At 67.6% G+C, this 22,070-nt stretch carries 21 protein-coding genes and 2 pseudogenes; 16 read left to right on the top strand and 7 right to left on the bottom strand.

Features of this window, described 5'->3' with window-relative positions:
• Nucleotides 1-14: 14 nt before the first annotated feature.
• Complete coding sequence (locus tag STRIP9103_RS16680; RefSeq protein WP_009313239.1) at nucleotides 15-698, bottom strand: ATP-binding protein; 684 nt, start codon at nucleotides 696-698, stop codon at nucleotides 15-17.
• 238 nt (nucleotides 699-936) lie between these two features.
• Between STRIP9103_RS16680 and STRIP9103_RS16685 the strand changes: the two genes are divergently transcribed.
• From STRIP9103_RS16685 to STRIP9103_RS16700, 5 genes are all read left to right on the top strand, one after another.
• Nucleotides 937-1,785, top strand: a complete 849-nt coding sequence (locus STRIP9103_RS16685) for a helix-turn-helix domain-containing protein (protein ID WP_009313249.1) — start codon at nucleotides 937-939, stop codon at nucleotides 1,783-1,785.
• A 5-nt stretch (nucleotides 1,786-1,790) separates the two neighbouring features.
• Nucleotides 1,791-2,000 carry a DUF397 domain-containing protein gene (locus STRIP9103_RS46550; RefSeq protein WP_086019276.1) on the top strand — a complete coding sequence of 70 codons (210 nt, stop codon included), beginning with the start codon at nucleotides 1,791-1,793 and terminating at the stop codon, nucleotides 1,998-2,000.
• A 325-nt stretch (nucleotides 2,001-2,325) separates the two neighbouring features.
• Nucleotides 2,326-2,553, top strand: coding sequence for a hypothetical protein (locus tag STRIP9103_RS16690; RefSeq protein WP_009313263.1), 228 nt, complete (start codon nucleotides 2,326-2,328; stop codon nucleotides 2,551-2,553).
• A complete protein-coding gene (locus tag STRIP9103_RS16695) occupies nucleotides 2,531-3,043 on the top strand; it encodes a DUF6879 family protein (protein WP_009313223.1) in 513 nt (170 codons plus the stop codon). Before STRIP9103_RS16690 ends, STRIP9103_RS16695 begins: the two co-directional genes overlap by 23 nt.
• A 30-nt stretch (nucleotides 3,044-3,073) precedes the next feature.
• Nucleotides 3,074-3,922, top strand: coding sequence for a DUF5753 domain-containing protein (locus STRIP9103_RS16700; RefSeq protein WP_009313276.1), 849 nt, complete (start codon nucleotides 3,074-3,076; stop codon nucleotides 3,920-3,922).
• A 104-nt stretch (nucleotides 3,923-4,026) separates the two neighbouring features.
• Here the strand turns inward: STRIP9103_RS16700 and STRIP9103_RS16705 are convergent.
• Nucleotides 4,027-4,425, bottom strand: a pseudogene (locus STRIP9103_RS16705) (transposase); the annotation flags it as partial.
• 398 nt (nucleotides 4,426-4,823) lie between these two features.
• Here STRIP9103_RS16705 and STRIP9103_RS16710 point away from each other — a divergent pair.
• On the top strand, nucleotides 4,824-6,059 hold the full coding sequence (locus STRIP9103_RS16710; protein ID WP_009313242.1) for an IS110 family RNA-guided transposase: 1,236 nt from the start codon (nucleotides 4,824-4,826) through the stop codon (nucleotides 6,057-6,059).
• 33 nt (nucleotides 6,060-6,092) lie between these two features.
• Here the strand turns inward: STRIP9103_RS16710 and STRIP9103_RS16715 are convergent.
• Nucleotides 6,093-6,464: pseudogene (locus STRIP9103_RS16715) on the bottom strand (transposase family protein); the annotation flags it as partial.
• A gap of 318 nt (nucleotides 6,465-6,782) precedes the next feature.
• Here STRIP9103_RS16715 and STRIP9103_RS49930 point away from each other — a divergent pair.
• From STRIP9103_RS49930 to STRIP9103_RS16730, 5 genes are all read left to right on the top strand, one after another.
• On the top strand, nucleotides 6,783-6,968 hold the full coding sequence (locus STRIP9103_RS49930) for a hypothetical protein (protein ID WP_158696883.1): 186 nt from the start codon (nucleotides 6,783-6,785) through the stop codon (nucleotides 6,966-6,968).
• Between the two features lie 200 nt (nucleotides 6,969-7,168).
• Entirely contained in the window at nucleotides 7,169-7,303 is a 135-nt protein-coding gene (locus tag STRIP9103_RS52780; protein ID WP_267950628.1) for a hypothetical protein, read from the top strand.
• Nucleotides 7,304-7,318: 15 nt separating this feature from the next.
• Nucleotides 7,319-8,488 (top strand): cupin domain-containing protein, encoded by a 1,170-nt coding sequence (locus STRIP9103_RS16720; protein ID WP_009313273.1) that lies wholly within the window; start codon nucleotides 7,319-7,321, stop codon nucleotides 8,486-8,488.
• On the top strand, nucleotides 8,485-9,369 hold the full coding sequence (locus STRIP9103_RS16725) for an aldo/keto reductase (protein ID WP_009313257.1): 885 nt from the start codon (nucleotides 8,485-8,487) through the stop codon (nucleotides 9,367-9,369). The genes STRIP9103_RS16720 and STRIP9103_RS16725 overlap by 4 nt, the downstream gene beginning before the upstream one ends.
• Nucleotides 9,353-10,189 carry a hypothetical protein gene (locus tag STRIP9103_RS16730; protein ID WP_009313226.1) on the top strand — a complete coding sequence of 279 codons (837 nt, stop codon included), beginning with the start codon at nucleotides 9,353-9,355 and terminating at the stop codon, nucleotides 10,187-10,189. The genes STRIP9103_RS16725 and STRIP9103_RS16730 overlap by 17 nt, the downstream gene beginning before the upstream one ends.
• A gap of 60 nt (nucleotides 10,190-10,249) precedes the next feature.
• Here STRIP9103_RS16730 and STRIP9103_RS16735 read toward each other — a convergent pair whose 3' ends face one another.
• The 3 genes from STRIP9103_RS16735 to STRIP9103_RS51530 form a co-directional block, all read right to left on the bottom strand.
• Nucleotides 10,250-11,107, bottom strand: a complete 858-nt coding sequence (locus tag STRIP9103_RS16735) for a hypothetical protein (protein WP_009313258.1) — start codon at nucleotides 11,105-11,107, stop codon at nucleotides 10,250-10,252.
• A 707-nt stretch (nucleotides 11,108-11,814) separates the two neighbouring features.
• Nucleotides 11,815-12,267 carry a hypothetical protein gene (locus STRIP9103_RS16740; RefSeq protein WP_009313234.1) on the bottom strand — a complete coding sequence of 151 codons (453 nt, stop codon included), beginning with the start codon at nucleotides 12,265-12,267 and terminating at the stop codon, nucleotides 11,815-11,817.
• A gap of 77 nt (nucleotides 12,268-12,344) precedes the next feature.
• A complete protein-coding gene (locus STRIP9103_RS51530; RefSeq protein ID WP_234022220.1) occupies nucleotides 12,345-13,880 on the bottom strand; it encodes a restriction endonuclease fold toxin-2 domain-containing protein in 1,536 nt (511 codons plus the stop codon).
• Nucleotides 13,881-14,404: 524 nt separating this feature from the next.
• Here STRIP9103_RS51530 and STRIP9103_RS16750 point away from each other — a divergent pair.
• The 5 genes from STRIP9103_RS16750 to STRIP9103_RS16770 all read left to right on the top strand — a co-directional run bounded on the left by STRIP9103_RS16750 (nucleotide 14,405) and on the right by STRIP9103_RS16770 (nucleotide 20,715).
• On the top strand, nucleotides 14,405-15,196 hold the full coding sequence (locus tag STRIP9103_RS16750) for a class I SAM-dependent methyltransferase (protein WP_009313246.1): 792 nt from the start codon (nucleotides 14,405-14,407) through the stop codon (nucleotides 15,194-15,196).
• Nucleotides 15,193-17,889 carry an SUMF1/EgtB/PvdO family nonheme iron enzyme gene (locus STRIP9103_RS16755; RefSeq protein WP_048820416.1) on the top strand — a complete coding sequence of 899 codons (2,697 nt, stop codon included), beginning with the start codon at nucleotides 15,193-15,195 and terminating at the stop codon, nucleotides 17,887-17,889. The genes STRIP9103_RS16750 and STRIP9103_RS16755 overlap by 4 nt, the downstream gene beginning before the upstream one ends.
• Nucleotides 17,886-18,152 (top strand): hypothetical protein, encoded by a 267-nt coding sequence (locus tag STRIP9103_RS16760; protein ID WP_009313259.1) that lies wholly within the window; start codon nucleotides 17,886-17,888, stop codon nucleotides 18,150-18,152. The genes STRIP9103_RS16755 and STRIP9103_RS16760 overlap by 4 nt, the downstream gene beginning before the upstream one ends.
• Nucleotides 18,149-19,432 (top strand): hypothetical protein, encoded by a 1,284-nt coding sequence (locus tag STRIP9103_RS16765; RefSeq protein WP_009313254.1) that lies wholly within the window; start codon nucleotides 18,149-18,151, stop codon nucleotides 19,430-19,432. The genes STRIP9103_RS16760 and STRIP9103_RS16765 overlap by 4 nt, the downstream gene beginning before the upstream one ends.
• A gap of 257 nt (nucleotides 19,433-19,689) precedes the next feature.
• Entirely contained in the window at nucleotides 19,690-20,715 is a 1,026-nt protein-coding gene (locus STRIP9103_RS16770; RefSeq protein WP_009313227.1) for a PASTA domain-containing protein, read from the top strand.
• A gap of 118 nt (nucleotides 20,716-20,833) precedes the next feature.
• On the opposite strand, the gene STRIP9103_RS16775 is transcribed toward STRIP9103_RS16770, so the two are convergent.
• Nucleotides 20,834-22,018, bottom strand: a complete 1,185-nt coding sequence (locus tag STRIP9103_RS16775) for a winged helix DNA-binding domain-containing protein (protein ID WP_009313261.1) — start codon at nucleotides 22,016-22,018, stop codon at nucleotides 20,834-20,836.
• Nucleotides 22,019-22,070 lie beyond the last annotated feature (52 nt).

Genomic DNA, 22,070 nt, shown 5'->3' on the forward strand with positions numbered 1-22,070 from the left:
TTCCGTGTTTCTGATCAACTCTTGGACAGCCCACCTCGTGAAAGCGCGAGGCTAGAAGGCAGATCTCCGATTCCGCCAGCCTCAGCCTCAAAGTGGGTCTGGGCGCGGTCGAGGACTTCGTCCCCGTCACAGCCGTGTGCCCGGAGCCAGTGGAGGAAGTCCGTGATGACGTCGATCACCGCTTCCTCGGCGACGGCCGTGCTCAACCGGCCCGCCTCTGAACCACGAGGTAGCTTCGTCGCGGCGTAGAGGCCGAGCAGCGCTTCGGCTCGGGTCACACCCGGACTTCCGACGTGACCCGTCGGTGAGGCGAGGCTCGTCGCCAGCTCGCACCAGGTCACCTTCCGGTCGTCGCGAAGCTGAACGCCCCAACGGTCGGCGACGGCGTCGATCAGGGCCATGCCCCGTCCGCCCTCGGCGTCGGAATCCGCAGCCATGAGCGTCGGCAGGGCTCGGGTGTCGGGATCGTGGACCTCGATGCGCAGGTACGTGCCACTCATGGAGACCGCGAGGGTGACCGGGGTGCCGTGGCCCACGTGTGTGACCACGTTGGACACGAGCTCGCTCACGCAGAGTTGAGCTGCGTCGGAGACCTCGTGCAAGCCCCAAACTCCCAGATGAAGTCGCATGATGCGCCGCAGGGCGGCCACTTCCTCGGGTTCGGCCCTGAAGGCCAAGTCCCACGGCTTTCGCGACATGCACGCTTCCTGGATCACAAGGGCCTCTCTCGTCGCACGTCGTCTCCACCGACCTCATGTCATCAGCGGAGCGTTACGCGCACTCACGATGAGTCGCGTTGCTGGCAAGAATGGCGCCGACACATCCCGATATGCAATGTGCACATCGGGATTCCCACTTCTGAGTGATTGGCAGGCACACCCCCTTGGCGTGAGACTGAACGCCCGTTATTCGACGGACCGTTGACAAGGGGTTGAGATGGCCGGTTCACCGACGGCGCGGCGTCGTCGTCTCTCGATCGAGCTGAAAAAGCTTCGTGAGACGAGCGGGTTCACCTGTGCCCAGGTCGGCGAGGCGCTGGACTGGAGCGGCTCCAAGGTCAACCGGATGGAGACGGGGAGCGGCCGGGTCCAGCCGTCCGACATCGATGCCTTGTGCCGCTTCTACGGCACGAGTAACGAGCTGCGGGAATTCCTCAAATCGCTCGCTCGACAGGCCAAGACGCGCGGTTGGTGGCAGGTGCACGGCGCGGGTGTTCCCCAGTGGTTCAACATCTACATCGGCCTGGAGCAGGACGCCTCGACGCTCCGCCAATACCAGTGCGAGCTGCTGCCCGGCCTCATGCAGATCGAGGCGTACGCCCGCGAACTCCACACGACGGGAGCGCACATGTCCACCGAGGACATCGACCGAGCCGTACGTGTTCGCATGGAGCGCCAGACCATGTTGACGCGGCCCGACGCTCCCGATGCCTGGTTCATCGTGAACGAAGGCGCTGTGCGCAACATCATTGGGGATCGAGCCCTGATGCGGGAGCAGCTCGAACGCGTTCTGGATTCAGCCGAGTCGCCGTCCGTGACCCTGCAGGTCCTTCCCTTCGACTCGGGTACCTGCCCGGCCACGGGCTCGTTCACGATGCTCGGATTCCCAGCCCCCGAAGACCCCGACCTCGTCTACCGGGACGGCATCACCGATGCCGTCTATCTGGAAGGCGAGCATCATGTTCGTGAGTACACGAGGGCGTTCGACGGCCTGCGAGCTGCCGCCCTGAGTCCTCAGCGTTCCGCCCAGTTGATCAAGTCTGTTCTGAAGGATTTCTCCAGGTGAGTATCATGGAGTCCGGCGGCGACGGCCGCCTTGTCTGGTTCACGTCGTCGTACAGCAACGGAGCGGGGGGCGAGTGCGTCGAGTGTGCGATAACCGACGACCGCACTCTCATACGTGATTCCAAGAGGTCGGAAGGCCCTTTCCTTGCTGTTGGCAGCAGCTCTTGGCGTCATTTTTTGCAGAATCTCAGACGCGCGAACCCGACGCATTCATAGTGGTCGCCGCGGTCTCGGGCCACGGCACCGCAAGCGACGCGAAGACCAACTCATAGACAGGATTTCGCGCACGCCGGCACCGATGCCGACGTCCGCGGTCTGTCGCGAATGAGATCTGCGACGCGTCGGGAGACGTTACTCGTCCCCCGGCAGTTGGCAGAGTTCTTTGCCCGACGAGGAGAGTGGCCGTGTGTGCAGTCTCCAGGGCCAACGGTGGCTCCCGCCTCTTCGTCGCATCTGGCAAGTTCTGGCAAGCTTGTAGCCCCCGCCGTGACTTCGCGGCAGGCTCTGGCAAACGGTCGTCATCTACGACGGAGGCGGACTCATGAGCCTGCGCAAACTCGGCAAGGATCCCGATAGCCCGAGCGGCGGTTCCCCGACGGTGTACCTGGACGAGGAGAAGGACACATACCTCGTGCAGGGCTGGAAGGTCCTGGACGACGAGCGATTGGGCCAGATGGACATCCCCGGGCATGAGTCCGTGGTGGAGATTCCGCGCCGCATGGTCCAGTTCTTCTTGGAGGTACAGCGTGACCACGGTTTCGACGTTTGAGGAACTGTTCCGCGACTGCCGTGAGTCGGCAGTCCACCTGGAGATGCGGGACTCCTACATGAAGTCGGACCCGGCCTACATCGACTGGGACGCCGGCGTCGGCATCGACCCTGCCGAGAGGTGGGCCGACTGGCTCGCTCTGATCTCCGAGGCGACAGGCCGGGGCGTGAGGGTCCGCCGCGCCCGTATCGTGTCCGAACCAGTGAGCAGGTACATCCGGTTCGAGCATGAGGTGACGAACGGCCTGAACATCGCCGCCGGCGAAGAGGTGCGTTGGCTGCCGCGCCGGAAGGCCACGGGCATCGCGTTGCCCGGCAACGACTTCTGGCTGTTCGACTCGTCGCTGTTGCTGGTGAACCACTTCGACGGCGACGGGGAGTGGCTGGATCCGTCCCTTAGTACGGACCCTCAGGAGATCAAACTGCGCGGGAATGCATTTGAAGCGGTATGGGAGCTGGGCATACCGCACGCGGAGTACAAGCTCACGTGATCGGCACGTCAAGAGTTCAGCACTGACACGATGTCGTCCCCTTCCTCCAGCGTCCAGGAAGCCCGCAGGGCTCTCGGCCAACGCCTGCGCGAAATCCGGCTCGACGCCGGACTGACCGCGCGGGCGTTGGCCGCGCTCGCGGGTTGGCATGAATCCAAGTGCTCCCGATACGAGAGCGGTGCCCGGAGCCCCTCCGAGGCGGATCTCCGGGCATGGGCGCTGCACTGTGGCGTGCCATACCTTGCCGCGGACCTCGTCACGACAGCGCGCGGCATCGACGGCATGTACGTGGAGTGGCGACGCATGGAGCGCTCCGGACTGCGGCGTGCTCAGGAGTCGGTGCTGCCCCTGTGGGAACGCACACGTCGCTTCCGTATCTACTCGTCATGGCTCATCCCGGGCCCCGTTCAGACAGCCCCCTACATCGAGGCTCTTCTGAGGTCGATCCGTGATCGTAGGCAGTTGATCGACGACGTGGAAGAAGCGGTACGTGTCCGCATCGCCAAGCAGCACGTCGTCCATGAGGGCGACCACAGTTTCGCAATCGTGCTGGAGGAAGCCGCCCTGCGCTACCGCATCGGCGGACCCGAGGTCATGGCAGGGCAACTCGGCCATCTGCTCACCGCTGCCTCCCTCCCCTCAGTGTCTCTCGGAATCATTCCGCTGACCGCCGATCGGTCGGGCATCTGGCCTGTGGAGGGCTTCTTCCTGTACGACGCCGAGGTGGCCAACGTGGAGTTGGTCTCAGCACACCTGACCGTCACGCAGTCTCACGAAATCAACCTGTACGCGCAGGCCTTCGCGGCACTCTCGGAGCTGGCTGTCCACGGATCCGAGGCCCGCGAGCTGATCACCTCGGCAATCGACTCGCTCGGGTGACTCCTGGCAAGTTCTGGCATATTCGTTGAGGTCGTGCTTGACCGATTCCTAAGGGCTGTCCCGTAAATGATCTACGGCATGCTGGTTGACCTGCTCGTTTCCCGTCACTCGGCGAGGGTGAGGTTGTGCAGGCGGGCGATACCGAGCATGGCGTGGTGGACGCCGTCGCCTTTCAGGCGGCAGTCGCGCAGGATCTTCCAGCTCTTCATCCGGGCGAATACGTGCTCGACGCGGGCGCGGACCTTGCGGTGGGAGGCGTTGTGCTCTTCCTGCCAGGCCGGGAGTTCGGCCTGGCCGCGTTCGCGGCGGTGCGGGATGACCAGGCCGGTGCCCCGGTAGCCGCCGTCCACGATCACGGTCGTCTTTCCGACGGCGTCCTTTGCGCCGGACAGTTCCCACGCCTTGCAATCGTCGCGGTTGCCCGGCAGTAGCCGGCCGACGGCGACGACGAGCCGGGTGTCGGCGTCGATGACGACCTGGTGGTTGGTGGAGTACCGGTAGTTCTAATAGGTCATCGGTGAGCCCGAGCGCGTGAGCGCAAGGGCCGCCAGGCGAGGCAGAAGGCTGCCGTTCTGGGACTGGATCCCCGTGCTCAGACCGGCCCTGCCTCGCCCGCGCCCTGCCGGGCGGAGACCTTCGGTAGTTCCGGGACCTTGATCTCTCGTCAAAGACCGGTCCCGCCCGGCAGAAGCCCAGAACCCACCGGTTTCATGTCCCCAGCCCGCCGACAGGGGCCGACCTCTCAGCAGTTCGCGAGCCCCAGAGCTCTCCAGCAGACCGAGGTCCCTGCCGGTCGCTGGAGACACGAACGGCTCATGAGATGGCGTGCCTTGAGCACTTCTATTAGAGCGCCGCGTGCTCCGCACAGGACCGATCTGCAGGTTGAAATGGAGGTACAAGGTTGAGCGCGATCTTCTGCGGCATCGACTGGGCGGAAGGGCACCACGACATAGCCCTGGTCGACCAAAACGGCGCCCAGGTGGCCAAGCTGCGCATCAGTGACGACAGCGCTGGTTTCCATGCGCTGATGGAACTACTGACCCGGCACGGTGACACTGCGGAGGATCCGATCCCGGTCGCCATCGAGACCCCGCGCGGCCTCCTTGTCGCCTCCTTGCGGGCAACCGGCCGCCAGATCTACGCGATCAACCCCCTGGCCGCCGCCCGCTATCGCGATCGCGCCAGCGTCTCCCGAGCCAAGTCCGACGCAGCCGACGCCCGGGTCCTGGCCAACATCCTGCGGACCGACCGGCACGCCCACCGGCCCCTGCCCGATGACAGCGAAGCCGGACAGGCCGTCGCTGTCCTGGCCCGTGCTCACCAGGACGCGATCTGGGACCGGCAGCAGATGATCAATCGGCTCCGCTCGCACCTGCGCGAGTACTATCCGGCCGCCCTCACGGCCTTCCACGGCCCCGGAAAACCCGGACTCGACTCGCCACGCGCCCGCCTGATCCTGGCTGCCGCACCGACGCCAGCCGACGCCGCCAGACTCACCCGCAGCCAGCTGCGCGCACTCCTCAAGCGCGGCGAGCGCCCACGCTGCGGAATCGAAGCCGAGGTCGAGCGGCTTCGGGACATCTTCCGCGCGGACCACCTCCGCCAGTTGCCCCAGGTCGAACAGGCCTTGGGACACCAAGCAACGGCGCTCATCCGGCAGGTCGACGCCGCTTGCATCAGCGTCGCCCAACTCGCAGCAGCAACGGAGAAGGCATTCCTCGCGCATCCGGATGCCGACATCATCACGAGCTTCCCGGGTCTGTCCGTACTGTCCGGAGCACGCGTCCTCGCCGAGATCGGAGATGACCGCGAACGTTTCGCGGACGCCCGAGCCATGAAGGCATACGCCGGCGCGGCCCCCATTACACGGGCCTCGGGCCGCAGCCACGTCGTCGTGGCCCGAACCGTCAAGAACCAACGACTGGCCTCGGCCGGGCACATGTGGGCCTTCGCGGCCCTCCGCACCCAGGCTCCACGCGCCCACTATGACCGACGACGAGCTGGCGGAGAACGCCACACCGCAGCTCTCAGAAACCTGTTCAACAAGCTTCTCGGCTGCCTCTACCACTGCCTACGGCGCCGCACGCTTTACGACCCCGATCGGGCCTTCGCAGCGGCCCTGGACCTTGCTGCCTGAGCCCTTACTTGACCTGCCAGCGACATGAGATGTCTTCGACTGCTCGGCGATGCTGTGGTCGCGGGTCGGCACCAGGGTTCCGTCCACGATCAGCACGGTGTCCTTGCGGAACCGTTTGCGCTGCTGGAGCGCGAGCGACGGCCCGAGGCGGTCGACGATGCGGTCGGCCGCCGACTTCGATACCCCGAACAACAGGGCGAGCTGGCGCAGGGTGAGGTTCGTGCGCCAGTACGCGGCGACCAGCAGGACCCGGTCCTCCAGCGGCAGGCTCCAGGGCCGGCCCTTACGGACCGGATCCGCGCCCTCCCGCCGCAAGGCGGTGATCAGCTTGCTGAACTGACGCGGACTCAGCCCGGTGAACGGGGCTATCCAAGACGGCTCCGACGCCGTGATCACACCAGCCACACCAAGATCATCTCACCCGTGACCAGCAGTTACGGGACAACCCTAGGGTGAATCACACAGGGGACGAGGCGGATTCGAGCGACTACGCGGAACAAGCAGCCTCGTCCGCCAGATACAGGCAGCCCTCGCAGCGGACGGCCCGATCCGACCGACTGCCGTGTGCGTGTCGGAGAGCCACCGTCCGCAGAAACGCACTCCACGCCGAGTAGGGCCACATGAGCACAGCTGCCGACGTAGGCGAGTTCATCTACGACACGACACGGGATCGAGAGGCGGCCAATCATGACAAGTAAGGCGAGAGCGAGCCTTGCCAAAGCAATGGAGCTCTTCGGAGATGACGGACGCCTTCGAGTGTTCAAGGACCCCGATGATCCGCTGGTCGTCGGCGCAGAAGGAAGCGACCTCGCCCCGCACTCCCCCGTGACAGCGCCGGTCGACGGCGACGCTCTGCTGCGTCACCGGGTGCGTGAGGCCAACGCTCGGAGTCGAGGGGAGTTGCTGTGACATCGCCGATGGTTACCGCTCGGGCACCCTGGGCCATGCGTCTGGTCACCGACCGGCTGCTGGTCGAACCGGCGTCGTACGCCTGGATGGTGATGGACGAGGCCACGCCCGGATCCACTGTCAGGAAGCGACCCAACCAATCTGCTCAAGACCGCTCGCGCCGACTGAGCGGGAGCAAACCGAGAGAACAGGAGTGCACGATGCCCGAGAACGTCGTCATGCAGCCCGTCGAGGACAGGTTGATCATCTCCCGGAAGTCCATCGCCGCCGCCCGCTCACGCGCCGAGCAGCCGTCCGACGGCGGCTCGACCGGTGTCTCCGACACCAACGACTGAGCGGAGCCGACAGAAATGACCGCCTTCTCGAAGGTGGTCGAAAGCCTCGGTGGGGACTTTCCCACCGGGGCCTTCGGCCGCACTCACCGGATCTGGCGCGGCGTCGCCGACTTCTCATCCGTCCTGACGTGGGACGACCTCAACACCGTCATCGGCCGGGGACGCCTTGAACCGCCTCGTCTCCGCTTGCACCGCGACGGGGAACTCATCCCGTGGCAGCGCTACGCCACCGCTGTCACCACCCGCAGAAACGTGGTGTGGCAGCGCATCCAACCCTCGCGGCTGCACGGCCAACTCCACGACGGAGCCTCGCTGGTCCTGGACGCCGTGGATGAACTCCACCAGCCTGCCGAACGCCTGGCGCAGGCCCTCGAAGGGGTCTTTCGGGGCCGGGTCCAGATCAACGTGTACGCCTCCTGGACCGCGACGGAGGGCTTCGGCACCCACTGGGACGATCACGACGTCATCGTGGTCCAACTCGAAGGGGCCAAGCGGTGGCGTCTGTACGGGCCCACCCGGCTCAACCCGCTCCACCGTGACACCGAAGCCCCGGAGCCTCCGGCAGACGAACCCATCGAAGAAGTCGTCCTGCGCGCCGGCGACATGCTGTACCTGCCCCGGGGCTGGTGGCACGCGGTGGCGGCCACCGAGGGTCGCTCCCTGCATCTGACGTGCGGACTGCAGACCACGACCGGTGCGGATCTGCTGGGCTGGCTCTCGGAGCGGTTGCGGACCTCGGAAACCGTGCGCGCGCACCTGCCCGTCTTCGCACCGCCACAGGAGCAAGCCGCCTACCTCGAACTCCTCCGCAAGGAGGTCACGGACGCCCTCCACGACGGTTCGATCGGAGACTTCCTCACCGCGCGGGACGGCATCGAACCCGGCCGCCCCATGCCGTCACTGCCGTTCCTCGACGCTGTACCAGCGCGCGACGACTTGGTGGTCCGGCTCACCACCGCCCGAGCCCAACTCCCCGACAGCGATCAGGGCCAGGTCACGCTCGTCGCCGGCGGCGAAGAGTGGACATTCGCGCCGCCCGTACGCGCTGTGCTGTCCCCGCTCCTCGACGGCTCCTCGGTGCCGTTGGGGTGGCTCGCGGAGACGAGCGGTCTCGCCATCGGACAGGTCACAGGGCTCATCACGGAACTGGTCAACGCGAACGTCGCTGTGGTGAGCGAGCCGTGAGCCCAGACCTCGCGCTGGGAACGTACCGGTGCCAGGACATCCCACGGGCGGTCGTCCACGCGGTCGCCTGCGGGGCATCCTGGATCGACACCGCCCCCAACTACCACCACGGCCGCGCCCAGACCCAGCTCCAGTCCGTGCTGACCGGGAATCCGGGTCTGCGGGTGTCGACGAAGGTCGGCTTCTTCACCCCCGACGTTGCTACGGCCGCCGGGGAGGCCGGAGTCCTCACGTCAGCTGAGGCCGCTTCGGGTCACTGTCTCACCGACCGCTACGTTGCCTGGCAGAGTCGCCGCAACGCCGCAGCGTTGGGCCGTACGCCGGACATCGTCTTCATCCACAACCCCGAACGAGCCGCCCGCCCGCACGACGCCATCATCAGCGCCTTCACCGCTCTCGAAGTCGAGGCCCGCGCCGAACGGATCGGAGGCTACGGCGTCGCCACCTGGACCGGCTTCGCAGGCGCGTTCACTGTCGCTGACCTACTCGACATCGCCAGCCGCTGCGGAGGTCCCGATCATCATCTGACCGCCGTCCAGTTTCCCGTCTCGCTGGTGATGCTCAAGCCGGTCGCGCAGGCCCTCGACGGCACCGGCCCTCTCATCGAGGCGACCGCAGCCGGCCTGGATACGTTCGTTTCCGCGCCTCTGCATGGCGGTGAACTCCCCACCATCGTCACCGACGAACTCGCCCAGCTCATCGACCCAGGCACCACCCCGGCCGAGGCCGCGCTGCGTGTCACCGCGTCCGCCCCAGGGGTGAAACACGTCATCCTGGGGTCCGAGCGTGCGCAACACTGGGAGGCCGCCCGGCGCGTCCTCGCTCTGCCTCCGCTCCCGGACAAGATCCTGCACGAGGTGATCGATGTTCTCGGCGCCTGACGACGCCACCGCCCAGCGCATGCGTACCGCCAGGGCTTTCGCGTGCGCCGCTCTCGCTCTGACCGACCTCGCGCAGGAGCCCGTCTGGGGCTACGCCGCCCGGACCCTCTCCGGCGCTGTGACCAGCGCGCAGGGCACCGGCTGGCTGCGCCTCGTCGCGGAGCACCCCGGCAAGGCGCACGGGAAGCTCTGGGAAGGCCCGAAGACCGCCCAGGAGGTGCTCCCGGTCGAGATCCCCCGTCCCGCCCTCCACCACGTCCGCGACTGGCAGACCGCCGACTGGGCGTACCGGGCGGAGCTGTATCAGTACGCGGACGCCTCTGTCTTCTCCCGCTCGCCGGTCCTCGAACACGATCCGGCGCTCCCCGCGGCTTGGTGGGTGGAGCTGCGAACCGCGCTCGACTCCCTTGCCGAAGCCCCCACCGAACGCATCGCCGTACGCGAGGAGTACATCCGCCGAGCCGTCCCCGAATACACCGGGCGTGATGTCGGTGAGATCGAATGGTCCACCGCGCACGGCGATTTCCACTGGTCGAACCTCGGCGGCCCCGACCTCACCATCCTCGACTGGGAAGGCTGGGGGCTGGCTCCGGTCGGCTTCGATGCCGCCCAGCTCTACCTCTACTCCCTCCACACCCCCGCCACGGCCGCCCGCGTCCGCCAGACCTTCGCCCACGTCCTCGACACCCCCGCCGCACGTGTCGCAGAGCTGACCGTCTGCGCCCAGGTGCTCCAGGCCGCCGATCGCACGCCGTTCTACAAGGAGCTGGCGGGTCCGGTGAAGCAGTACCTGGACGCGACATACGCGAGGACGGCGTGAGCGTTATCCCCTGGCCTCCGAATCGGTCAGCCTCACGCGTTCCCGCATGCATGAGCCAACTCAATCAAGCCCCAATTCCTTGATGACCTGCTCGGCCATGCGCCGCGCGGGCACCAGCCGGGGGTCCTCGGGGTGCGCGTACGGTCCGAGGATCTTCGAGCAGACGAACAGCGTCATCAACTTGCCGTCCCGGCTCTCGAAGTCGGACCGGCGCTCGTGCCATACGCGAGCGGCCAGAGCCGGGACAGCGAGGGAGCTCGCCCAGAGTGAGGCGGAGTCCAGTCCCAGCGGTGCGTTGCCCCAGTCCTCCCAGTCGAAGAGGCTGAACGTCGGCGCGGTCATGTTCGCCCAGTTCAGGTCCGCGTGGGCCGGAACCCAACGCTCGACGGTCGTATCGAAGTCGCCGGAGAAGACACCGCGGATGGACTTGGTGACGAGGGCCTGGGTGATGGTGACGGTGTCTGGTGTGGCGACGCGCCTCGTGTCCTGAGCCGCCAGCGCGTCCAGCGAGGCGTTCAACGCCTGCCACCACTCGTCCGGCAGGTCCGGGGCCACACTCAACACGGCCGTCCCGACGGGGGCTCCCGGCAGGAGCTCAGTTTCGTCGGCCCGCCACATCACCGGACCGTCCGCGTGCCGCCAGACCACGCATCCGTGCCATTCGGGCTGGGCGATGCCTCCCAGACGCGCGGCACATTCGGTGCCGTTCCACCCCTGATCGGGAATCTTGTCGAGCAAGCGCCGCTCGATCCGCACCCAGGTGTCGCGGTCCGTCCTGGCCCCCACAGATCGACGTTTGCGCACCACCGTGTCCGGGAGCAAGCGCACTTGCAGAGACCGCTCGACGCGATCAAGGACCTCGTCAACGGGCTGTGCTCGTAGATCAACAGTCTGACCGGCGGGGACCGAGAGCGTCATGCAGGCGACCGTAGCAGCGGTGCGGCGGGAAGTGCCCGTCGCCGAGACACTGGCGGCAACCGCCAGTCGGATCCAGCAGCGAAGATGGGGAAGGCGACGTCGTCGATGGACGCCCTCGGTTGATGTTCCGCAATTCTCCGCAATTTCGTTGAGGCACAACTCCGAGGTCTCTGTACGGTCGTTTGGCGTCGCCGGGCAGGTTCAGGCTCCCCTTCGGCGGCAGTGGAGGAGAGTCCCGCTCGTATCCCCCATCGCGGGCGGGACGCCCCCAGCCACAACACGGTCCCGAGCGGTACGGCGCCTGTTCGCCTTCCTGAAGCAGGCGGGCACCAACCTCGCCTCCGGGGTGCAGCAGTCGACAATCGTCATGTGGTTCGCCGGCGGGCCCGCCCCGCCGCCCACGATGACTTCGGCCTCCAGGCAAGCCGAAGGCGACCAGGAAGGCGTGGACCTGGTCGAGGGTGATGGCCGGGCCGGGGTCGTCCGGGCCGGCGTCCCCGGAGATGTTCGCTGTTGTGACCGCGAGAGGGACTTTCACCGCCGACGCGAGGTCCCCGAGGATTCCGGGTGCGATCGTGACCAAAGGCCGGTGATCCGACGGGCCGCGTGCCGGGCGGCGTCTTCCGGGTTCTTCCACGGCAGCAGCAGTGCCAGATCGCCGGGCCAGAAGGGTGCGGCGAGGCGCCTGGCGTACAGAGGGGCGGGCTTCAGTCCAGTCCGCCGGTCTGGACGACGTGGGCGAGGAACACTTCCACGAGCTCGGACTCGGAGACATCGGGCACCACGGCGTCCGGCAGTTCGCTCTCCGCGCCCCATGCCGTGTTGAAAGTGATGATGTGCCCCTTCGGGACGGCCCCAGAACACAGCAGCCACCGCACGAACTCGGCCGCCCGACCGGCAGTGCAATTCTGGACGGCGACGCCTTCCGGTTCACGCTTGGCCATGCCTTCGATGTCGTCGTCGCCGAGGGCGGCCTCGAAGAACATGAACGGGCCGCCGCCTGGGACTTCTTCCCGGGGGTCCTCGACCCGGAAGAACGCCTCCGGGTCGAGTTCGAGCAGGAGCTGCTTGAGCCGGGTGAAGGTCAGGCCCCAGGTGTCGCCGGGGGCGGGGGTGAAGATGTACAGGGTCTCCAGCTCTTCCAGCTCGGACCGTTCCACAGTGCATTGCTCCTTGCTCGACGTACATGAGGTACTGAGGTACATGAGCACGCGGGGCAGGGCGTGCCGGGCACGGATCAGGGTTCGTAGCGGGCGTATCCCTTGACCCCGTAGGCGGCCATCATCACGCGCCAGTAGGCCACCGAGTCCTGGTTGTTCGTGACGGTCTCCACGCCCCGCATCTCCGTGTTCCTGGGGTCCTTCAGCGCGGCGGCATACTTCTGCAGTTCGTTGCGGTCCGGGCCGTAGAGGAAGTCCTTCTTGCCGGTGTTGTGGCTCGTGCGCAGTTCGTCCAGGGTGCGGTAGCACTTCTTCTCGTCGTTGACGTACTTGGCCTCGATGGCCATGCCGTCGGCGTCGCGGAAGCCGTCGACCATGAGGGTGCTGTTCTTACTCAGCCCCTGGGGTATCGGCACCTCGTACTCGGGATAGCCCGCGACCCGCCGCTGATAGGCGACCTCGGCGGGTTTGCCGCCGGAGATGTCGCCCTCGCGCAGGGAGTTCAGCCAGGTCTGGAAGTTGGTCTGTTCGCTGCTGGTCAGGAGCGGGAAGCGCGGGTCCGGAGGCGTCGGCGGCGGGATCGGCTGGACTCGTGGGCCGTTGGCAGGGCGGTAGGCCACCGGAACAATCAAGGGTGTGCGGATGAGTGGCGGGAAGACCGGCGGAAGGGATGGGAAGAGCCCTCCCCCCTCGTCGGGCTGTGGGATCTTCACCTGGGCCTTGGACTGGTCCAGAGCGTGGGGAATGTTGCCGAGGCTCGAAATACGCATGTCGCCCGCGACCAGCTCGTGCAGGCCGCCGTCGTGGCCGTTCCCGCCGAAGAATGGTTCCTCCCAGCCCCACAGGGGCTCGCCGAACAACGGGTCCGATTCCTCGGGGATACGTTTCAGCGCGGTCTCGATATGGTCAGCGTAGGCGTCGCAGGCATTGGCGAGCATCTTGCAGGCGGCGTACAGGTTCGCGATGAGCGTGTCGTCGTCGCCAACCTCGTCCGGCGGAACCTTCTTTCCGATGAACACCTTGAACCAGCCCTGGACCGCGTCGGCGGTCTCCCCGACCTGATCGAGCGTGGCCGTCTGCCATGCGGCATCGGAGTCCCAGTACGCGTCGCTCACGATGCCGGCCGCTGCGCGCCAGCTCTTGGCGACGTTGCGCAGCTTGGTCTGCTGACCGCGGAAGCGCTGACTGAGCAGGTACTGATCGGTCCAGCTGGTCTCCCCGACGACCTCCGGCAGGTCTTCGGCGTGATGGCTGGCTCGCTGGTTGCAGTCCGGACGGGACGGCTGGGACCCGATGCCCGGAGCCATGCTCTGTCCCAGCAGCTCGGCTGCGATCTTGTTCTCCTGCTTCAGGAAGTCCTCGGCGCTCTTCAGAAGGGCACTCGCGCCGCTGGCCATGGCCTGGTGCGCGTGCCCGGCCGACTCGTAGACCGTCTTCACCGCAGCCTTGTACACAGTCGCGAAGGCACGACCCGCGTCGTCGTCGCCTGCCATGCCCGCCTGCTCGGCGAGTTCGATGGAGAGCACACTCACCATGTCGAAGATCAGATCCCGCAGATCCACCAGAGACCATGACGCGTTGACGAAGTTCGCGGTCTGATGCCGAAGATCCAACGCTCCCCCTGTCCGCCGTACGAAGTCGCCCTGGGAACCTATCTGTTGGCACGGACAAGCCACCGAGTGGGGCCCTGGTCCACCGAGTCGGCAAAGCCAGCCCAAGAGCCGTCCGCTCCTGCGTCGGGACTCGCTGTCAGTCGCGCGTCGTAGGCTTCCTTGTCACAGCGTGTGAGTTGACGTTGATGAGCCTGGGATTGCTTCTGCCCTGCAAAGCCGACCATGCCAGATCTCCTGGGCGGGGCCGAGGGGCACTGGTGCTCTACGCAGCCGACGACCACAGCGAGAAAGTCGAGCTGACACCCGGAGCAATGGCACGTTGCCCGTTATGCGAGTCCTCTGTGCGAGGCCCCTTGCGGGCAGGCCAACGCCCGGCACTGGGTCCACGTTCAAGGCGGGGACTGCACCCCAACCCCCGCCCGATGGTGCCCTGTTGTAGTGCAGAAACCCGCGATAGCCTGCACAACGGTCCTGTGCGGCACAACAGGCAGCGAGACCAGTGAAGTCGAGACGCGAGGAGAATCGTGGAGCGGCGCGGCGACGTGCGGGGGCATTACGACGAGTTGGCGGCCGAGTACGACGAGCACTGGGTCTACGGTCCGGACTACATTCCCTGGATGTCCGCGCGGATCGCTGAGGCACTGCGGCTCAGCCCCGCGGACCGGATCGCAGACATCGGCTCCGGGACGGGCCTGTTCGCGAAGGAAGTCGCCGGGCAACTTCAGCCACATCAGCCGATCCTGTGCGTCGATCCGTCGGAGGCGATGCTCCGCCAGCTCGGCGACCCGCCACCCTCCGCCCTGACGCCGATCGTCGCGTCCGCCGAGGACATCGCCGAAGGACGTGCCGATCTTCCGTACGAGCGGCTCGACGCGATGTGGCTCAAGGAGTCGGTGCATCATGTGGCCGATCAGGCCGGGACGCTTCGGGGTCTGGCCGACCGGCTCGCGCCCGGAGGGCGACTGCTGGTGGTGATGCTCCCGGCCACGATCCAGTACCCGCTGTTCCAGGCGGCCCTCGACCGCTTCGAAGAGCTGCAGCCGGACCCTGTGCACATCGAGAGGCACTTGCGCGCGGCCGGGCTCGAAGCCGGGCTCACCCACGTCGAGCACGAGCTGCGCATCGACCGGGACAAGTACTTCGCCATGGTGCGCGGCCGATACATGTCGCTGCTGTCCACCTTCAGCGACAGCGAGATCGAGAAGGGCATCGAGGAGATGCGGGACGCTCATCCGGAGCCCGTCCTGGTGTTTCCCGACCGCTTCGCGTTCGTGCTGGGGCAGCGACGTGGACAGCTACGAGGGGATGACGCGTGAGCACCGTGGTCGACGAACGACTGCGGCGCTTGCGGAGGGAGCTCGACGACCACTCGCGGATCGCCGATCGGCTGGGGCTCGATCTGGCGCGGCCGTTACGGTCCCTGAACGACGGTTACCCGGAGAACGCCGTCGCGTTGGTCGGCAAGCTGGCCGAGAAATTGCTCAAGGAGTTGTGGCGCCACCACGACATCGAGGGCGATCCTTCGACGAAGGCCTTGAACGACCTCGTCAAGCGCTGCCGACCGTACATCCGCAGCAGCACGGTCCTGGACGCCCTGGAGGACATCCGACGGCTCCGCAACCGGTCCACGCACGACGGGTACGACATCAGCGACGAGGACGGACTGCTGGCGGTACGCAGGCTCGTCGACGTACTGGTCTGGTTCACCGACACCGGCAGCGTCGCGCTGCTCGGCGGCGAGCCGGACATGGCTCCCGAGGTGGCGCACCGCTGCGAGTTCCTCGCGGGGCTGTATCTCACGCTCGGCTACCGGCAGGCCAAGCGGTTCGTCCTCAGCCGGGACACCGTGTACCAGTTGTTCTGCCGCGAGTCGGGGGTGCGACTCGAATACGTGGAGCTGATGCTCTCCCAGGACGCCGACGACCTGAGTACGGTCCTCGCCTCCAACGACGGCGAACTGTTGCGTACCCAGCTCCCCAAGCTCACCCGGTTCGTCGTCCTGGACGACGACGGTGACAGCGACGACCGTGGTGGCGGAGCGGCTTCCAACCCCCTCCATCAGCTGCTGGGCGAGGACTTCCGCATCGTGCGGTACGACGGCTTCCTCGACACCATCATCGACCTCGACAGCCACCTCGCCCGTCTCGCCCCCACAGCCGCGCCGACCGAGCCCCGGGCCACCGTCGCCGCGGTGACCCTGACCACCGACCAGCGCACCGGCGAGTCGTGGGTGGCACGGTCCGGGGACGCGGCGGAACTGCTGGCGCAGCTTGCGCGAAGCAGCGCGAACGTGCTGGTCACCGGGCGTCCCGGAAGCGGAAAGAGCACGCTCCTGCGCTCACTCGCGGCCGACGCCGGGATCCGCCGCTTTCGCTTCTACTTCGACCTCGGGCTCAAGCCCAAGGACGAACCCTTCTCGGAGTACGCCGCCCGTCTCCTGGCGCCGGCCATGACGCCGTCGGACCGCTCCCGCGCCTTCGACCTCTTCCTCTACCTGATCCGGTCCGGGACCGCGCTGTGCGTGCTCGACGCCGTCGACGAAGGCGTCGAGGAGCCAAGCCCTGCGGGCTTCCTGCGGCTCTTCACCGATCTCGCAGCCGTCCTGTCCGCCGAATCCGCGGTGGTCATGAGTTCACGGGTGTCCTTCCTCGCGGACTCGCCCCAGGTACGTCAGCTGTTGGACAGCGGCGCCGGCCGCTCCGAGCAACTGGTCGAGCAGATGTACGCGAACGGCCTCGACCCGTCGCGCGTTCCGCACTTCCACGTCGTACGTCTGGCCGAGCCCGAAGCCACCCCGCTGGAGAAGCGTCTCACCGCAGCGCTGGACCTTCCGTCCGGGCAGCCGCTCGCGGACATCCTCGGCGCGCACATCACGCGGACGCTGGCCGAGCGGGGACGGCCCGACCTCGAACGGCTGCTGCCCGCCGCGTTCGGGCGCGCTTTCCTCACCGACCGAACCGTCTTCTCCCTCCTCGACCTGCTCCGGCAGTTGGGGGCCGACGCCTTCACGGACGGGCGCCTCGATCTCGACGCCTGCGTCCTTGAACCGCTGCTGCGCCCCGCCGGGCCTGATCACGTCGCTTTCGTACACAGTGCGTACCAGGAACTGCTGGCCGCCCGGTATCTCACCGACCCGGCACACCGAGACGAGGCAGCGAGCCTTCCCGGCGGTGCTTTCCTCACCGAGCAGGTGCGCGCCTTCCTGGCCGGAATGCCCAACCGGCCGCAGACCGACGACTGTGTGCTGCCCAGCGGGGCATACCTGGTCGGTCCGGCCGAACGGCTGCTGATCCGCCGTGTCCCGCGGCCCGTGCGCTTCGACCGCCACGTCGTGACCGTCGCACGCTACCGCCGCTTCCTCGACGCCCTGGAAGCGGACGGCACCTCGCGGTGGGACCACCCGGACCAGCCCGCCGACATCACACACCACCCCTGGAACAACCGGCTGCGGCAGCCCGACCACTACGAGAATCCGCGCTACGACGCCCACCCGGCCGTCTGTGTCAGCTGGTGGAGCGCGTACGCCTTCGCCGCCTTCGAAGGCAAGCGGCTCCCGACCGCTCTCGAGTGGGAGGCTGCCGCGCGAGGCACCGACGGTCGGCTGTTCCCATGGGGTGACGCGCCTGATGGGGCGCGTATCAACTGCGCCGACTCATGGGTCGGCCGACCCGTCGTGACGTACCAGGCGTGGTACCGGGACTTCGCGGGCGACGCCCTTCGCCGAGCCGGGGTGACATCTGTCGAAGAGCGGCCGGGCAACCGTTCCCCGTTCGGTGTGCTCGACATGGTGGGCAACTGCTGGGAATGGACCTCCAGCAGCCTGGCCGACCCCGGTGAGGCCGTCATCTGCGGTGGCAGCTACGACAACCCGATGCGCGCGGTGCAGACCAGCACCAAGGGGGTCTACAGAAAGAACGGCGCAAGCAACGCGGTCGGCTTCCGGTGCGTGCGAGACGTCGACACCGGTGGCGCGGCAGACACCAGTGGAACAGAGGAGAGGACGACATGAGCGGCGGTCTGCCGCGGTACGGGACCATCGTCGACACCCGGCTGAGCGGCGGGGGCCCGACCGGTGTACTCAGCTCCTACATCATTCGGGACGACGAGGACGAGCGGTACTACAGCTTCGACTACCGGCAGATCGTGACCGAAGGATTCCGGACCATCCGGGCGGGGGAACACGTGCGTTTCCACATCAGTGCCGAAAGCCCCGACCGGGCCGAGTTCGTGATCCGGCTCACCCAGCCCGACCCAGCCGAGTACTACCGATGACCGACGACGGTGTTCCGCTCCTCGATACGGTCACCGGGGTGCGTCAGGAGTTGACCGTCGTGCTGCCCGTGCAGCTCACGCGCGTTCCCGGCTGGGCCGAAGGTCCTTTCCCGTTCGAGCTGGGCAGCCGCCGTACCGACACCGAGACGCGGTCGACCTACTTCGCGCCCGCGTCTGCCCGGGTCCTGTACGGGGCGCCTGGGCGGCCCCGGCGCTGGCACCTGCCGACGGACGTCAAACACGACGGCCTGCACCTGCTCGGCATGGAACTTCTCCATGCCGCCACCGGCCGCAACCCCGACCACGCGCTCGGAGTCCTGCACTTCAGCGTGGAGAGGCCGTTGCTGCCCGTGCTCCGGGCTGTGGCCGGGCGGCGGCCGGCCGGTGGTGAGGAACCGCTCGCCGGGCCGTTCGACCCGGCCGTGCTTCTGGCCGGTGTCGCGGATGTCAGGGCCTCCGGCGTACCGTTCGCGATCTCGCGGCCCTACACGATCGCCTTCATGACTCCGACGGCACACCACACCCCGGCCCTGCGTACGGGTCCGGAGAGGGAACTGCCCGCCGACGCCGACCGGTGGCTGTGGCAACTGGCGTCGCGCTCCACTCCGGAGGACTTTCCGCTCGCGCCGGAGACCGCCCACGAACAGCTCAAGGACGCGGTGCGCATCTCGGCGGACTGGAGCGCCCTGGTGCTTCGGCAGGGGGCTGCCTTTCTCGGTCATCGGCCCGACACCGGTCAGGGTGACTTCTTCGAGTTCGGCGCCCTTCACTCCCGTACCGTCTATCTCGACGCGCTGCTCCTCGGCGTTCTCCAGCGCGATCACATCGACGAGCTCACCGACGAGCTCTCCGGGGTGTTCGACTCCTCACGGCTCACGCGGCGCGTCGCCACGCTGGAGCGGAGCATCGCCGTCTTTCGCAGCACGTACTGGCGACAGCACCTCACCGCCCACGGCCCGGCGAACGAGCTGCTGCTCGCCTTCCAGAACCAGCACCGGCTCCCCGCCCGCTTCAACGAGATCCTCGCCGAAGCGGGCGACTACAGCAGGCTCGTACAGACTCAGGAAAGTCAGCAGATCAGCGGTGCGCTGGGCCTTCTCACCATTCTCGGTCTGCCGCTCGGCACCGCCCTCGGCATTCTGCAGGTGCTCGACGACCAGTCCGTGGCGCATCTCCTCATCGCGCTCGGTCTGTCGGTGGCCGCCACGGCGGCTGCCCTGACGACGCGGTACGGGCGCCTTGTCCTGTCGTCGCTGCGGGGCGGGATCGGTAAGGGGTAACGCCCGTGCGTGGCACGGCCGTTGGCTGACTCGGGCCTCGTCCGGTCGGCGTCGGCCGGGAGCGGGCGCGGAGAAGTGTCCGAGTGCGGTGGGTCTGCCGACCTGTACCCGAGTCGAGAGCTTTTCCGGTGTTCTGTACGATGCGGTCGCTCGACAGACGGCGGATGACCGTGCGGGCCAGTCATGACGTCCCATCAGAAAGGGGCACAGCCATGTCCCGCCCGCCCGTCACTCCGGTAGGGCCGCCGCGCCTCCCCATGCCTCCCCGCACTCGGTGGTGGCAGACCACCCCGGCCCGTATCGGCTGCGTGCTCGCGGTACCCCTGCTCGGGCTGATCAGCGAGTTTCTGGGTTTCTTCATGCTGATCGCCGCGATCGTACTGATCTGGAAGGACAGCTCGTGGCAGAAGGGCGTGAACGTGGCCGCCACCATCGGGGCCATGGCTCTGCTCGGCGCGGTCCTACCGGATCCGCCCGATGCCGACACCTCCGACACCGTGGCGCGGGTGGACGCGAAGGGTACCGGCGACGGCCGTACGGCCAGTCCCTCGGCGTCCGCGACGCAGGCTTCGCCGGAACCCGCGCCGAAGGCTCCCGACTACCGGGGGCTGCGGCTGGACAAGGCACGGGAGCGGGCCGAGGACGAGGGGTTCACGGTCGGCGACCATGACGCGTCCGACCAGAACAAGGACGTCTGGATGCAGTCCAACTGGACCGTGTGCTTCCAGAAGACCGGCAGGACCTTCACCGGCAGGAAGACGATCGACTTCGGCGTGGTGCAGACGGGCGCCCCGTGCCCGGAGGAGGACGGCGGGGCCATCCCGTGGCCGACGATGCCGGATCTGGTCTGGAAGACATGGAAGACGGCACGCAAGGAGGTCGTCGGTCTCGGTGTGCCGGCCGACCATGTCCGGGCCGACGAGGCCTACTTCAACGACGTGTTGCCCGACGACGGCGAGTACGACGACTGGCGTGTGTGCGCCCACGATCCCGCCGAGGGCGAGGACGTCCCCAACAGCGCCTGGGTGACCCTGGAGTTGACCGATCCGGACAACGGCTGCCCCGAGCCCGACCGGGAGGACGGCGACAGGGCGAGTCTGCCGGATCGGGACGAGGACGGCGATCCCGACTATCGCGATCCGTTCCCCGGCGACAGGAACCGCAACAGCACCTTCCCGAACGGGTTTCCCGACGGCTCGGGCAGCTCCGGTGGTTCGGGGGGTTCGTCCGGGGGCTCGTCCGGTGGGGGCGACTGGAACTGCCCCCGCACCCGCTGGTGTTGACGCAGGGACGTAGGGACGCAGGGACGTAGGGACGCAGGGACGCAGGGACGCAGGGACGTAGGGCGGTTCTTGAACGCCGCCCTGACGGCGGCCGGGTGGCCACCGTTCGCTCAACCACTCAACCGCCGGGGAGCAGACGGGTTGTTCCGGACGTGTCCGGGAGGGGCTTGGTCCACCAGTGGTCGTAGCGGCGGTAGGGCGTGGGGTCACGGTCGGCGAGGAACGTGTGCAGGGCGGCGGCCTCCGCGGCCAGGGCTTCCCAGACGGGGGCGGGCAGGGGACGGAAGGGCGTGACCTCGACGCCTTCGGCGAGCGGGCGCCAGATGCCGGCCACGTAGCCGTCCACCAGGACGGTGGGGAGTACGTCGCCGTTCACGCGGGTGACGTACTTGCGGTACTCGGGTGGGAGGAAGCGGCTGCGGTCGGCGTGGGCGAGGAGAGTGCTGTCCCACATGGGGAGGAGGCGGGGTGGGGCGGGGACGTCCGACGGTGGGCGGGGGGCGTCGGGGAGGTCGTACAGGACCGACTTGCCGTCCGGAGCCGGTAGTTGCACGAGCTTGTCGGCTTCCGTGAGTGCCTGCACGGCCGCCTTTGTGCGGGGGCGGTGGACCAGGGCGAACTGGGCCATGTCCGCCGCCGTCGCCGGGCCGAAGCCTTCCAGGTAGCGGAGGATCAGGGTTTGCAGGCCGGTGGCCGCGGCGTCCGGGTCGGTGAGGGTGGGGCGGGGGGTCGCGGTCACGTACGACTGGCGGGTGTCGGGGAGGAAGGACCAGGGGGCGCCGGTCGGTACGTGCCACAAGGGGGCGTACTGGCGGAGCAAGCGGTGGGCGCTCGTCTCCAGGTGTACGTCCGGGCGGTCGCTCACGTACTCCTCCAGCCACGTCTTCAGTTCGGCGGCGGAGCGCGGCTGCCGGGCCGCGTGCTCCAGCAGGGCGGGGAGGAGTGTGTCGGCGTCGGTCGGGGTCAGGCCGGTGGTGGTGAAGCGGCGGTCGTGCAGTCGGGAGCCTCGGAGGGTGGGCTCCATCGCCTCGCGGAAGGGGGTGTAGTCGTCGGCGTGGACCGTGTGGAGGGTGATCCGCATCAGGGTGGATCTCACCAGGACGCGGGTGGACAGGGCCTCGTCCAGGGTCGTCGGGTCGAAGTCGGTGAGGCGGTTCCACAGGGCGATGTACGGGGAGACCGGCTGTTGGGCCTGGAGGGCCACGACTCGGCGTACCGCTTGGACGGTGTCCAACGACTCGCGGTCCAGCAGGAGTTGGCGGGCGAGTGTGGCGCGGTTGAGGGCGCGGTCGGTGATCCTCATGGCGGGATTCTCTCGGGTCGGGGGGAGGTTCGTCGGCGCCCGGGGAAGGTTC

Source organism: Streptomyces ipomoeae 91-03 (assembly GCF_000317595.1).
GTDB lineage: Bacteria > Actinomycetota > Actinomycetes > Streptomycetales > Streptomycetaceae > Streptomyces > Streptomyces ipomoeae.